10 protein-coding genes are annotated in these 13,855 nt (G+C 51.1%); 2 read left to right on the plus strand and 8 right to left on the minus strand.

Annotated features, from left to right (window positions below; translation table 11 throughout):
• Positions 1 to 107 precede the first annotated feature (107 nt).
• Entirely contained in the window at positions 108 to 1,037 is a 930-nt protein-coding gene (locus tag KNP60_RS02215; RefSeq protein ID WP_214796811.1) for a hypothetical protein, read from the plus strand.
• Positions 1,038 to 1,178: 141 nt separating this feature from the next.
• Here KNP60_RS02215 and KNP60_RS02220 read toward each other — a convergent pair whose 3' ends face one another.
• From KNP60_RS02220 to KNP60_RS02230, 3 genes are read right to left on the minus strand one after another with little or no spacing between them, the layout of a single operon-like run.
• A complete protein-coding gene (locus KNP60_RS02220; RefSeq protein ID WP_214796812.1) occupies positions 1,179 to 2,504 on the minus strand; it encodes a PDDEXK-like family protein in 1,326 nt (441 codons plus the stop codon).
• Between the two features lie 16 nt (positions 2,505 to 2,520).
• Complete coding sequence (locus tag KNP60_RS02225; protein ID WP_214796813.1) at positions 2,521 to 4,005, minus strand: hypothetical protein; 1,485 nt, start codon at positions 4,003 to 4,005, stop codon at positions 2,521 to 2,523.
• Positions 4,006 to 4,022: 17 nt separating this feature from the next.
• Positions 4,023 to 5,711, minus strand: a complete 1,689-nt coding sequence (locus KNP60_RS02230) for a hypothetical protein (protein ID WP_214796814.1) — start codon at positions 5,709 to 5,711, stop codon at positions 4,023 to 4,025.
• A gap of 106 nt (positions 5,712 to 5,817) precedes the next feature.
• Between KNP60_RS02230 and KNP60_RS02235 the strand changes: the two genes are divergently transcribed.
• Positions 5,818 to 6,999: a transglutaminase domain-containing protein gene (locus KNP60_RS02235; RefSeq protein WP_214796815.1), complete on the plus strand. Its 1,182-nt coding sequence runs from the start codon at positions 5,818 to 5,820 to the stop codon at positions 6,997 to 6,999.
• A 44-nt stretch (positions 7,000 to 7,043) separates the two neighbouring features.
• Here KNP60_RS02235 and KNP60_RS02240 read toward each other — a convergent pair whose 3' ends face one another.
• From KNP60_RS02240 to KNP60_RS02260, 5 genes are all read right to left on the minus strand, one after another.
• Entirely contained in the window at positions 7,044 to 7,736 is a 693-nt protein-coding gene (locus tag KNP60_RS02240) for an N-acetylmannosamine-6-phosphate 2-epimerase (protein WP_214796816.1), read from the minus strand.
• 2 nt (positions 7,737 to 7,738) lie between these two features.
• Positions 7,739 to 8,545, minus strand: coding sequence for a MurR/RpiR family transcriptional regulator (locus KNP60_RS02245; RefSeq protein WP_131438329.1), 807 nt, complete (start codon positions 8,543 to 8,545; stop codon positions 7,739 to 7,741).
• Positions 8,546 to 8,569: 24 nt separating this feature from the next.
• The gene (locus KNP60_RS02250; RefSeq protein ID WP_214796817.1) at positions 8,570 to 10,111 is read right to left on the minus strand and encodes a maltose/glucose-specific PTS transporter subunit IIC; all 1,542 of its coding nucleotides are present in this window, start codon (positions 10,109 to 10,111) and stop codon (positions 8,570 to 8,572) included.
• 131 nt (positions 10,112 to 10,242) lie between these two features.
• The gene (locus KNP60_RS02255) at positions 10,243 to 11,694 is read right to left on the minus strand and encodes a 6-phospho-beta-glucosidase (RefSeq protein ID WP_214796818.1); all 1,452 of its coding nucleotides are present in this window, start codon (positions 11,692 to 11,694) and stop codon (positions 10,243 to 10,245) included.
• A gap of 37 nt (positions 11,695 to 11,731) precedes the next feature.
• Positions 11,732 to 13,639, minus strand: a complete 1,908-nt coding sequence (locus tag KNP60_RS02260; protein WP_214796819.1) for a beta-glucoside-specific PTS transporter subunit IIABC — start codon at positions 13,637 to 13,639, stop codon at positions 11,732 to 11,734.
• Positions 13,640 to 13,855: the final 216 nt, after the last annotated feature.

Genomic DNA, 13,855 nt, shown 5'->3' on the forward strand with positions numbered 1-13,855 from the left:
ATTTATTTTTATATATTTTACTATTGGAAAAATGGTAATGTGGTCAATGTAGGTTTTGGTGGGTTAAATACCTATAATGTAAAAATATTGTATTGGGGGAAATAATGTTGAAGAAAGTGTTTATAGTAATGTTTTGCAGTGTTCTATTTCTAAGTGGATGTGCAGAAAAACAGGTTTCAGGTACATATGATGAAGAGGAAAGAGAAGTTGTAGAAATAGGCGAGACAACTTTTGACTATAAATTATCTAAATTTGAGTATGACAAAACTGAAAATAAACTAATAGTCGAATATGAAACTGGTTTACCCGATGGGACGGCCGTTTCTATCTTTTTAAATCCGCATTTCCCTAATGATTTGGGGAAAGAATATAATCTTTATTCTGAATATATGAATCAACTTAGAAAAGAAGTTGAAACAGAGTCTTACAAAGGGAAGATTTTTTACGAATTCACAGATGATGAATTTGATTCGTATAAACTTCCGAAAGCAGAGTATTATCTTATTTTAAATGTACCTATGTCAGAAAGTAAAAATACTAATTTTTATAAACAAATAAAAACAGAAGAGAAATTTTTAGAGATTTATCCTGCTGGAAAAATTGAGACAGAATCAAGTTATTATTCATTCTATAATCGTGGATCAGAAAATCAAATTTTCTTCTATGACGAAGGAGTGAAGTTAGACAACGGATATACTTTGAAAGAAATTAATGAATCTTATTCGGTACTCCCATATAAAGAGATTTCAAAAAATGCTGAAAAATTTAATGGTCAACATGCTCAATTTACTGGAGAAGTCATGGAAATTAAAGAGAGTGAAAATGAGGATTTAAAATATGAAACTTATTTACGGATAGACGTTGGAAATAATGAAGTGATCTATATAGATTATGTTAGCTCATCGGGAATGGAAGATGTGTTCGAAGGTGATAATATTACGGTGCAAGGAAAGATGACTGGAGATAAGACCTACGAATCAATTGCGGGACATACAATTACAATTCCTTCGATGGAAGCAATTACGTACTTTAAATAATCAAGAAAGTTTCAAATGTAACTTATACTATTCAAAAGAGAATCTGCGATGCTATAGCAGTCCCAGCTGGTGCAATGGGCTAGGGTGGAATGAAATAAAGGCCATCGAACTTGTCTGAGACAAGTTCGATGGCCTTTTGCGTTACGCTTTGACAGTATACAAATCAGTCAATACGTCGGTTACCGCCGTACTGAACAAGCGGAACGACGAATTGTCAATCAGTGATGTCATTGCATCTTTCAAGACTGTTGCATTCGTCCAATCGGAAACTTCAATCGTCTCGGTATAGATGCGAGTGAACTTCTTGCCTTCCTGTTTCCCAGACTTCCAAAACGAGATGTTCCTCGCTTCGAGTGCTTCAAGAAGCGGGAGACGTTCGGAGTAGTCAATCGGTCCGACCTCCACATAGAGTTTGAGACGTTTGCTGCCTTTTCGTTCGAACCAGATGATCAGTCCGTAGTTGAGCCAGTAACGATTCAACTGATCCATCTGTTCTAAGTGAGGCAACCAATCGTTCATGACAAAGTTCGGTACGCGAGTGTGCGCGGAGTAGGTTGTAATCGCCTGTTCATTCACAAACTCGAGAAACGCTTGATGGACGATATTACCGCCGGTCTTAAAGATGTAGTCGATGGTTTGTCGCTTGCGATTATAGATGAGCAGGAGATGTCGTTTCGTCTCCATATCGAACGTTTCGAGTATTTTGACCGCTTGCCGGAGCTCGATTTGTTTATGTTTCGCCGGATTGGCGTTCGCATACAGTAGATGAATCGCGGAGGCATAGTCTTGATACAGCTCGAGTGCCGTGTTCATCGTGTCTTCGTCATCGACGAGGCGTTCCTCGAGGAGCGCGATGTAATACGTTAGAAAATCGTAAATGTTGTCGGCAATCGTGCCACGGTTCAATTCAAGTTCCTGCGTGATCATTAAACGGACGTCCTCGTAGTCGAGGAACCAGTAGTCGTCGTGGGACGGGGCATCACTCGAGAGTGTCAAATAGACCGGCAAGATGTTCCGATTCGGGAACGTCTCGTGAACGTGGTCAAAGTAATGACTGAGTTGCCCCGCTGATTCGCTTGAATGAAACTTGTTTTCGATGAGTAGCATCAAGTTCAGTGATGGAATATCAATTAACAAGTCGATGGCGCCATTCCCGGTCCACCACTCGCGATGGACCGTGATGTCCGAGAGTGGGGCGTGAAGGAATGGTAAATAGTCGATGCCGACAATTTTTTCTTCATTTTCCGGCTTCGTGATTAAGTTCATCAATACTTTACGTAAAAAGAAGCTACCGAGTCGATGATTCTCGTTCGGATCGAACAACCAGGCGAGGACGTTCGAGTGACGAATCTCGTACTGATCGACGCGGAGTACTTTGAGCGGATTGAACTGGTGGAACTGTTGATGGAGCCGGTTGAACTCCGTCGAGTTTTCGAGTTGTAAGATGGTGTCGAGTGAGTAAGTCATAAGAACTCCTTTATCATCAATATTCGCCGTTAAGTTTCTTCCATTCTTGCTCAAGGTGAGCATCGACCGCTTTCCAGTCGTATACGTCTTTGCCGAGTACATGCTTCAGCTCTTGCATCGAGGCGAAAGCAAAGCGACTCCAGGCGACGTAGTTCAAGCGTGTCGCAAATAAAATCGGGACGTTGCCACTTCGGATGTAGGCATCCATCCCGTCGGTCAGACACAAGGCACCGTGACCGACGAGCAGCATCTTCCGAAGTGTCGGCTTATTGCCGATGGGAATCGAGGCGAGCCATCCGTTCTTATGATAGAACAGACTCTTCAAACCCCAGAGTAGGCGAATGACGAGTTCGTTAAAGACGACGGGGACTGCCATCGCGACACCGTGACGGGCATCATATCCGCTCTCGAACACTTTTGTCGAGAAGTCAGCGAAAGAGAGCGTCTGTCCGTTATGCGACACTTGTCCGAAGTCGACGAATTGGAACAGCTCGAAAAACGGGAGCGGGATGCCGGCGCCGCGACGACCGTTGTCGTGACCGCGCACACCACTCGATCCTGATACGTCCGACAGGAGATGGCCGAACCAGTTGGCAAACCCAGCGAACAGTTTGGCTAATAGATTCCCACCTTGTAGCCGTTGCGTACCGTCTTCTTTCGGCTCGAGTCGAAGCAGGCGACCGTCCGAGATAAAACTCGCCTTGCCCGTGAACTGATCTAAAATCGAGAAGAACAAGCCGATGATGTCGGGAGCGTGGGCGAGCGATTTCAAATGGTGGTCTGACGGGCGCATGTTGAGCGTCGCGTCGCCCATCTTCAAGTCACTCGCGTAGCGCGCGTCATAGTTCACTTTAAAGCGGCGCTCCAAAAAACCGATGGCGCTCGCAATCGAATCCGGTTGTTTGCGGAGGCGGGCCCCGTTCTTCTTGTCTTGTTTCCAGACGAGGTTCGAGAACTTGATGACGACGTTGTCGACCTTTTCATCCGACCAAGTCCGAAGTTTACTGTCTGCGGGAGAGCCGACGAAAAAGCTATCGGTGAGGCCTGCGACTAAGCCGCTGAAAGAGGCAATCATGTAATCGTAGCGGTCACATTCCGCCTCCTTCAGCAAGAACTCTTCTTTAAATGTGGTCGCCAAATCATGTCGTTGTCGTGCGGTCAACAGATGGGCGAACGGGTCGTCGAGTCCCTTCATGTCATGCCGCGTCGCGTACGTATCGAGTTCGGACAAGTAGATATCCCAAGAGACATCCGAGACTTGCACGGGCTCGAGGTCGTCAAACGTCGGGATGATCAACGGTGCCAACTGAGGTGCTTCTGTCTGCGGAACCTGTCCATTCATGAGTCGCATCATGTCCTCGAACAAATTGTCGAGCGCTACCGATTGAGCGTCCTGCGTGTCTTCAAGTTGATTCAAGTGTGTATGGACCTCACCTAAGCGTTGCTCGGCCTGTGCGGCTTGATGTTGCTGGACGAGCAACGCCTTTGCTTGATCAATCATGTCTTGATCGGACCGGTTCATTTGTCACCGAAGACGTTCTTCACGAGACGCTTCGCTCCACCGGTCACTTCAGCTAGCCCACCGCCAGACATCTCGAAGTAGCCAATCGCTTGGAACGACTCGTGTAACTGTTCCAACTCTTCGAGCGAGAGTGTCTCTTTCAAGACGAGCTCTTCCTCGGTGCTGAACGTCAAATCGTCGAGTTGAATCGGTTGCGGCGTGTAGCATGAGTAGGCGTAGTCGCGTAGTTTCTGATACGTCGGTTTCGACGTCAGCTCGTCCAATCGGACCGTGCTAAGTTTCGGAGGCAGTTGCGTGATGATTTGTTCTTTTTGGGAGTGGACTTGTTTGTCGGCACTGAACTGGGCACTCTGACTGAGCATCTGCAACATATTCGAGAGTTGGTTGATTTTCTCCGAGTTGGCGTTCCCGTGTTGGATGGCCACGACGAGTCGATTCGAGATTTCATTGATGTCCTCGAGCAGGCAGTTAAGCGTCTGTTGCGTGTTGCGGATGATGGCCTGCAGCATGAATTCACGTTGTTTGTTGTTCTCGATATCTTTCATACCCGTGATTTTCTTCAGGCCTTGGTACGTGCCGACGCCGATAACGACCAACACGCCGATACCGGTGAACATGCTCGAGAAGCCGAGGAGACCGCCCATCCCGAGGGAGGCGAGACCGGACGTCAATCCGGCCGCGCTCAAGCCGACGACAGATCCTGATAAATAGATGGCTGTGAGCGGAACGCCGACCGCAGCCGCTTTGGCCGCCAAGTCTTTCATCGACTTGGCAATCTCTGAGTCGTTTTTGCGGAACGTCAAAATATCCTCGTCGCTTTGGATGGCGCTTGAGATGAGTTCGATTTCTTCGCGCGAGATGGATAGAACCTCTTTCAACTCTTGAAGGAACTTGTTCTCGAACCAAGCTGAGAGCGGGCGTTTCAATTTGAAGAGATAGAGCAGGTCTTTAAATAACGATTTTTCGACGATAGAAAAGTCGATGGTCGTCGACAAATCGCGTAACTCGTCTATCAACGTAAGTGTCGGTGCGTGTTCATCTGGATTGCTCAAATAACCACGAAGCTGCAGGCGATAGTCTGAGCTGAGGTGAATTCGGGTGACGAGCGACATGAGTTCGCTATATTCTTGCGCATCGATTTGATTGTCATCGACGAAGGTGAAGTTGGCCAACACTTTCAAATACGTGAGCTTATATGCTTCCGGCAAGTCGGCGAGCGGAGTGACCTGCGAGACGTTGACGAGCTCGTCTTCCTTGTCTTTCAAGGCGGCAATCCCGTTCAATAGTTCGGCGACGCCATCAACGTTATACGTCGCAAGTTTGTCCGACAGACTATACTCGTATTGCTCAGTGTGCATGACGACATGGAGTTTTTCTTTTCGCTTGTCGTTTTTATAGGTGACTTCACGGTCTAAATCAATGCGCTGTAAATCTTTGTAGTAGACGCAAATCGGTTTTTCAAGCAACGGCTTGAAGTAGAAGCGGTCACCTAAAAACAGCATGCCTTCTTTCCCGCTCTTAAAGAGTGTCGAATCGTACAAGACGATGACGTGCTCTGGGAGCGCGTCTTCTGCGTAATTCTTAATGGCACCGTTCAATTTTTTATCGGGTACACTCGGTGCGATGTGCGTGCCTTCACCGAGTAGGGTATGGGCGTATTCTTTCAAATATGTATTTATGTTCATCAAGTATCACCTTCCATATTCTGTTTATAAAGTTATTATATACTTATAGAGATTGATAGGGAGGTAAAATATTCTAATCGGTAATCAAGTGTGGGGAGCGACAGATATGATAATGATGATGTACATATTGATGATTGGATTAAGTGGGGGCGTGGCCGTTCTCTTGTTCCGAGCAGGACGTGTTGCTAGACTCGTCCATCGGGCATTACGGCGAGAACTTCGTACCATGCACGATGAATTGAAACAGGCGGAACATCACCCAGCCCGACAGTCCGAGCTCCTCGATCCGGTCTATCGAAAAGTCGTGTTTCAAGTCCATCCACGAGTGAAGATGAACCGGACTGACTTGGAGCAACTGGTCAGCGATGAGTTGAATCGATTGATCAAGAGCAAACGCTCGGCCATCTTGTCTTCGGTGACTGTGACGGGGCGGAGCGTGTTGGCGTTAATGATGTTAAGCATTTGCCTAGTCGGCGGGTATGCGGCCTATCATGAGGCGCAAACGATGGATTGGCCCGGTTCAACACAAGTGGCGAGTTCGTCGGCCACCATCCTTGACGAGACGTTCGAGTTGCCGGCGCAAGTGGCATCATCAGAGGAACTCGGTCAGGCGCTCGCTTACCACATGAGTCAATTTGATGAAACGTTCAGCATCAGTTATATCGGCAAGGGTCGAGATTTTGAACAGACGATGGACGAGGCGTGGGATTGGCTGGAGGCGAACCACATTTACGTGTTCCGGTTGTCACGAGGCGACGAGACGGAGTATCGCGATCATGGCGGCTATGTCGAGCTGGACGTCGAGTTGGCTTACGATATGAACATCGAGGAAGCGAAGCAGATTGAAGCGAAGGTCGACCAAGTCGTCGCGGAAATGCCGGTCGGGTTGAACGATTTTGAGAAAGTGAAATACATAAACGATTACGTCGTCTTGAACACGGCCTACAACATAGACAGCCAGGCGAGTCCATATACGCCGTACTCCATCTTGTTTAATGGGGAAGGCGTGTGCGAAGGGTACGCGTTGACGACACTCCTGTTGTTGGAAGCCGCGGGGGTGGAAGCGAAGTATATCTCTGGTGAGGTCCAGACCGGATTACACGCATGGAATCTCGTGAAGCTCGACGGCGCTTGGTATCACTTGGACACGACGTGGAACGATCCCGTCCCGAATCGAGTAGGGGAGGTCGGATACGATTATTTCTTAGTGTCCGATGCGACGCTTCAGAAAGATCATACGTGGGAGATGGCTGACTATCCAGTGACGGCTGTAGCTGACTTTCAATAAAAAACGTGCTTCACTCCATTTGGTTGGAGCGAAGCACGTTTTGCTTATTTCGGTGTGAACGAAGAAGACATCGCCTCTTCAAACCGCGCCGTAATCTGTTGCGGCCGCGTGATGGCTCCGCCGACGACGACGGCGTGTGTGCCGAGGTCCATGCATCGTTTCGCCATCTCAGGCGTTAGAATGTTGCCTTCGGCGACGACCGGTTGCGTGACGTGGTCGAGCACGTCTTTCAAGAACTTGAAGTCGTCGTGGAAGAGGAGCGAGCCGTTCGTCTCGGCCGTATAGCCGTGGAGCGTCGTCGAGATGTAGTCGAAGCCGAGTCGATCCGCTTCGATACAATCCTCAAGCGTCGCACAGTCGGCCATGAGGAGTTGATTCGGATAAATCGAACGGATGGCGTGGACGAGTTCTTGGAGCGTCATGTTGCCGGGGCGCAGGCGGTGCGTCGCATCGAGGGCGATGACGTCGACACCGACTTCAATCAATTCTTCGACTTCTTTCATCGTCGCCGTGATGAATACGTCGCTGTCCGCATAGTCGCGTTTGACAATCCCGATGATCGGGACGTTCACTTGCTGTTTGATTTCACGGATGTCTTTCGCCGAGTTGGCACGGATGCCTTTGGCCCCGCCTTGAACGGCTGCGATGGCCATCCGGCCCATGATGTAGTCGCTATGGAGCGGTTCATCTTCGAGTGCTTGGCAGGAGACGATCAATCCGCTTGGTAAATCGGTCATCATTAATCACTTCTTTCTTTTAATCGGTCGAGCGCTTTGAGTGTTTTTAGATAATGCGCTTTTAAGTCTTCATTCGTTTCCATCAACGTCTTCGTTACCGCGTCCGCCGTGAACAGGAGCGGGAGCTGTGTGTTGATCAAGAACGCCTCGCCCGACGCACCGGCCGTCAACAGTCGATGGTCGACGAGCTCGGCGAGCGGGGAGTGCTGATAGCCGACGAAAGCGATGGTCGTGCAGCCCGATTCTTTGGCGAGCTGGACGGCTTGGACGACCTCACGGCTCTCACCGCTGTTCGAGAAGGCGATAATCAAGTCGTCTTTCGTCGCAATCGAGGCGTCCATGACCATACTATGGCTATCGAACGCCGTAGTGGCGAGCAGTCCCATCCGCCGTAAGCGATATTCCATCTCTTGAGCGACGAGCCCGGCGTTACCGAGCCCATATAAATGGACCGAGCGGCAACGTCGGATATGATCGCAGATAGCGAGGAGTTCCTCTTGGTCGATCAAGTGAGCGGTCGTCTGAATCAATTCGATATACGACCGTTGCATCGGTTCGAGTGACGTCGCCGTCTGGGGTAAGTTCGTTTCCGTCAATGTCTTTTGCATCATGAGCTTCAGTGCCGAATAACTCCCTACCCCAATCGTCTTGCAGAACCGGGTTACGGTCCCAGGTGACGTCTGGATGGCTTGCGCCAACTCGGTGATCGTCAACTCGATGGCGTCGTTCATATTCGTCATGAGGTAATCGGCAATCTTTTTCTCACTGTCCGTCATCTCTGGATAGACGTCTTTCATTTGTTCCCACACGGCTGTTCCCTCCAACACAATTCGTTATTCGCCCCGGCCTAACGCCTCTTGGACTTCATTCTTAATAATTGTAACAGAAGGACCGTAAATTACTTGAATCCCATTTCCTTTTTGCACGACCCCGTGGGCGCCCGTTGCCTTCAACAAATCCTCGCGGACGTGTTGGTGGTCGTTGACGGTAACGCGGAGGCGTGTCGCACAGCAGTCGACCGTGTCGATATTGGCATCGCCACCGAGCGCGGCGATGATGGCCGTCGTGCGGTCTGATGCGTCGACGTCGGCTGCTTTCACAGCTGTCTCGTCTGAGCGTCCCGGCGTCATGAAGTTGAATTTCGTGATGAGGAAGCGGAACGTCACGTAGTAGAGCAAGAACCAGAAGGCACCGATCACCGGCACGAGCATCCAGTTCGTCTTGTCATTTCCCTGTAAAACCCCGAATAAGATAAAGTCGATGAACCCACCCGAGAACGTTTGACCAATCGTGATCTCGAAGATATGGGCCATCATGAAGGCGAGCCCGTCAAAGATGGCGTGGACCAAGTAGAGGACCGGTGCCACGAACAAGAAGGCGAACTCGAGCGGCTCGGTGATCCCCGTCAAGAACGACGTGAGCGCCGCCGAGAACAAGAGACCGAAGACGACTTTCTTTTGTTCCTGTTTCGCGCAGTGGTACATGGCGAGCGCGGCACCGAGCAGACCGAACATCATCGTGATGAAACGACCTGACATGAAGCGGGCCGTACCTTCATAGAACTGCGTCGTACTCGGGTCAGCGAGCTGGGCGAAGAAGATCTTCTGCGTCCCTTCAATCAACGTCCCGTCGATGACCATTGAGCCCCCGAGGCCGGTCGTCCAAAACGGGATGTAGAAGATGTGGTGCAACCCGAACGGTCCGAGCATCCGGAGCACGAAGCCGTAGATGAACGTCCCGATGTAGCCTGTCTTGTCGACGAGTCCGCCAAGCGAGAAGATTCCGCTTTGGACCGTCGGCCAGATGAAGTAAAGCGCAATCCCAACACCGATGGCGACGAACGACGTGATGATCGGCACGAAGCGCGATCCGCTGAAGAAGCCGAGGAACTGCGGGAGCACTTGTTTGTTGTAACGGTTATGCAAGAGTGCCGTCACAATCCCGATTAAAATCCCGCCGAAGACACCGGTCTCGAGCGTTTGAATCCCGAGCGCCATCCCTTGGCCTGCACTGGCGAGATCCGTCTCCATCAACTCACCCGTGATTTGAAGCATGGCGTTGATGGTGGCGTTCATGATCAGATAGCCGAGCATGGCGGCGAGTCCGGCCGTCCCTTTATCCGACTTGGCGAGCCCGACCGCGACCCCGATCGCGAAGAGGACAGCCAAGTTGGCGAAGACGATCGACCCGGCAGCGGCCATGATGGTGAATAGATGCTGAAGCCAAGTGATGTCGAGGAATGGATACGCCTGGACCGTGTTCGGGTTCGAGAGCGCACCTCCAATCCCGAGCAGTAGTCCCGCTGCAGGTAAGACAGCGATGGGCAACATAAATGATTTCCCGAATTGTTGTGCCCGTTCGAATAGACGTGACATGAGATAAATCCTCCTTAAAATTATTTTCACCTGAATCATAATATGAAAAATATTTTTATGCAAGCGGTTACGGTGAAAATCTTTTTAACAAAAAATCGAACCAGTCAACGGGACCGGTTCGATTCGCATGGTTATGTGGTTTTGAGGGGAGGGGTCACTTTTTCGCCATTCGTCGTGATAACTTGCTTATACCAATCAAAGCTCTTCTTCTTCGAGCGGGTGAGGGACCCGTTACCTTCATTGTCTTTGTCGACGTAGATGAAGCCGTAACGTTTCTTCATCTCGCCGGTCGAGGCGCTGACCAAGTCGATCGGGCCCCAGCTCGTATAGCCAAGAATTTCGACGCCGTCCTTGATGGCCTCATGCATCTGTTCAATATGCTTCGCCATATAGTCGATGCGGTAATCGTCTTCGACGTAGCCGTTTGAGTCCGGTGCGTCGACGGCACCGAGTCCATTCTCGACGACGAACAACGGCTTCTGGTAGCGGTCGTACAGCTGATTCGCCGTGATACGGAAGCCGGTCGGGTCGATCGTCCAGCCCCACTCCGACTTTTCGAGGAACGGGTTCTCGAGCGAGCTGAAGATGTTGCCTTCGGTCGATGCGTTGATCTCCGGGTCCGTGCTCGTCGTCCGGCTCGCATAATAGCTGAAGCCGATATAGTCGACCGTATGCTGTTTCAACAACTCGAGGTCGCCGTCTTCCATCTCGAGCGTGATACCGTTTTCGTCGAGGAAACGTTTGGCATAGCCTGGGTATTCGCCACGCGACTGCACATCGATAAAGAAGAACGATTCACGGTCCTTGTCCATCGCGTCCAAGACGTCGTCCGGGTTGCACGAGTAGGCGTACGTCTGGCCAGCCGCGAGCATGCAGCCGACTTGCATGTCAGGATTGATGGCGTGCGCTGCCTTGACCGCTTTCGCGCTCGCGACGAGCTGATGATGCGCCGCCTGATATTTCACTTGCTGCTTGTCCTCACCGTCCGCAAAGACGAGACCGGCGCCGATGAACGGCAAATGCAACAGCATATTGATCTCGTTGAACGTCATCCAATATTTCACTTTGCCGTTATAGCGGGTGAACAGCGTCGTCGCGTACGTCTCGAAGAAGTCGACGACACGACGGTCGCGCCAACTACCGTAGTTTTGGATGAGGCTGACCGGCACGTCGAAGTGGGCGATCGTGACGACCGGCTCGATACCGTGCTTCAACAGTTCGTCGAAGACGTCGTCATAAAACTGAAGACCGGCCTCGTTCGGCTCGGCGTCGTCACCGTTCGGGAAGATACGGGCCCATGAGATCGACAGGCGGAGCGCCTTGAAGCCCATCTCGGCGAACAGCGCGATATCTTCTTTGTAGCGGTGATAGAAGTCGATTGCTTCGTGTGACGGATAAAACTCGCCCGGCACCGGCTCGAGTGACGGCAAGTCTCCGAACATGACGTCGAACCGCTTCTTCCCGGTCGGCAACAAGTCGACCGTCGTCAAACCTTTCCCACCTTCTAAGTACGCACCTTCTGCTTGGTTCGCGGCGATGGCGCCGCCCCATAAAAATCCGTTTGGAAAACTCATCAAATCCATCCTTTCTAAAGTAGGGGAGGGACGAGCCCTCCCACATTTATTCGTTGATGACGAAAATCGGTTCGCCCGTTTGGACGTGTGATGCTTTGTTCGGTGAAATCACTTTCCGGTTCGTGACGATGACCGGTGTCGTGAGGGCACGGCCAGAGCGTTTGATCGCGTCGAGGTCGAACTCGATCAACAGCTGACCTTTCTCCACGAACTCGCCTTGCGTGACGTGTGCCTTGAAGTGTTTGCCTTCCAATTGAACCGTGTCCATGCCGATATGGATGAGCACCTCGGCCCCCGTCTCGGTCGTGATACCGATAGCGTGATGCGTCGGGAAGAGGGCGGACACCGTGCCAGCGACCGGAGCGACAAGCTTGCCTTCCGTCGGTTCGATGGCGACGCCTTGGCCGAGTGAGCCGGATGAAAAGGCGACGTCCGAGATGTCTTTCAAGTTGACGACGTTGCCGGCAAGTGGGCTGAGGATTTGCTCTTGGCCGACTTTGGTCGCTGATACTTCTTCTGCGACCGGTGTGACTTCTGGTTGTGGCGTTGCGGCGACCGCTTTATTGACACCACCGAACAAGTACGTCAAGACGAAACCGACGACGAAGGCGACGGCCGTCCCGATGAGTGATCCGTAGAAGCCGGTCGTGAGCCCTTCCGGTGAGATGTTCGACGGGTAACCGAAGACGCCGAGTCCACCGATCATATACACTTGTGTACCCATGATGCCCATGATTCCGCCACCGACGGCACCACCGATACAGCTCATGATGAACGGTTTTTTAAGAGGGAGCGTGACCCCGTAAATGGCCGGCTCGGTGACGCCGAAGATGCCTGAAATGAAGGCCGGGATAGAGAGCGTTTTGATCTTTTGATTTTTAATGCGAAGGAAGACTGCGAGTACGGCACCGATTTGCGCGAATGAAGCCGCGAAGACGAGTGCGAGTACAGGGTCCGAGCCGAGTGACGTTAAGTTGTTGATGGCGACCGGGACGAGTCCCCAGTGCAAACCGAAGATGACGAACACTTGCCATAAGCCACCGAGGAAGAGACCGGCGACGAGTGGGCTCAAGTTGTAGACGGCGACTGTGGCGCTACCGAGCAACATACCAGCCCATGTCGCGATCGGTCCAATCAAGATGAACGTGAGCGGGACGATGATAAGTAATGTAAGAAGCGGGACGATGAACATTTTGACGACGTCCGGAATGACCGTCTTTAAGAAGTTCTCTAGCTTCGCTGCGAAGAACGCCGCGATGATGATCGGGATGACCGATGTCGAATACGTCATCAAGATGACCGGCACACCGAGGAACGTGATGTGAATCGGTGACTCGAACATGGTGCCGGCGAAGACTGTGTAGAGCGGGTCACCGGCCGTGAGCGTCGACAGCGTCGGATAGACGAGCGCCGCCCCGATGGCCATCCCGATAAACGGACTGCCGCCGAACTTCTTAATGGCCGTATAGCCGAGGAAGATCGGGAAGAAGTAGAACAACGAGTCGCCGATGGCGTTCAATAACTGATACGTGCCGGATGTCGCGTCGAGCCAACCGACGGCGACGAAGAGGGCGTTGAACCCTTTGATCATGCCGGTCGCGGCCAAGACGCCGAGGACAGGGGTGAAGATGCTAGAGATGATATCGATGAACCGACTGAACAATGATCCTTTTGGGCCGTCCTCTTCTTCAACAGGTGACTGGTTTTGGAAGCCGCCGACTTCAACGACCGCTTTATACACGTCCGGGACGTGGTTGCCGATAACGACCTGGTATTGGCCGCCACTCTTCATGACGGTGACGACACCGTCCATGTTTTTGATGGCTTCCGTGTTGGCCTTGCTTTCGTCTTTCAGTTTGAAACGCAAACGGGTGATACAGTGGACGACGCTGTTGACGTTCTCTTTGCCGCCGACGTGTTGGATAATGTCGCGTGCGAGCTGTTCATATTTCATGTCCGTTCCCTTCCTTTTCCATTGGATTTTTAGGTTTGCGTCAAATAAAAAACCTGACCCGTGTCAGATGAGATACGTGAAATCACGTAAGCCATCTGACTCGAGTCAGGTTATGCCCACTAAAGGTAACATTCCTGCGCAGGAGACCGTTCAGTTGTTATTTGATACTTGAAATGTAGCATGCAGCGAAATAAAATGTCAACGCTTACATTTAGG

Origin of the sequence: Exiguobacterium sp. s5, assembly GCF_018618075.1 — a bacterium.
In the GTDB taxonomy this organism is placed as follows: Bacteria; Bacillota; Bacilli; order Exiguobacteriales; family Exiguobacteriaceae; genus Exiguobacterium; species Exiguobacterium mexicanum_A.

Coding starts and splice junctions, on each gene's coding strand:
- KNP60_RS02260 (WP_214796819.1), bottom strand. CDS start 13,639: ATGAAATATGAACAGCTCGCACGCGACATTATCCAACACGTCGGCGGC.
- KNP60_RS02255 (WP_214796818.1), bottom strand. CDS start 11,694: ATGGATTTGATGAGTTTTCCAAACGGATTTTTATGGGGCGGCGCCATC.
- KNP60_RS02230 (WP_214796814.1), bottom strand. CDS start 5,711: ATGAACATAAATACATATTTGAAAGAATACGCCCATACCCTACTCGGT.
- KNP60_RS02250 (WP_214796817.1), bottom strand. CDS start 10,111: ATGTCACGTCTATTCGAACGGGCACAACAATTCGGGAAATCATTTATG.
- KNP60_RS02235 (WP_214796815.1), top strand. CDS start 5,818: ATGATAATGATGATGTACATATTGATGATTGGATTAAGTGGGGGCGTG.
- KNP60_RS02240 (WP_214796816.1), bottom strand. CDS start 7,736: ATGACCGATTTACCAAGCGGATTGATCGTCTCCTGCCAAGCACTCGAA.
- KNP60_RS02220 (WP_214796812.1), bottom strand. CDS start 2,504: ATGACTTACTCACTCGACACCATCTTACAACTCGAAAACTCGACGGAG.
- KNP60_RS02225 (WP_214796813.1), bottom strand. CDS start 4,005: ATGATTGATCAAGCAAAGGCGTTGCTCGTCCAGCAACATCAAGCCGCA.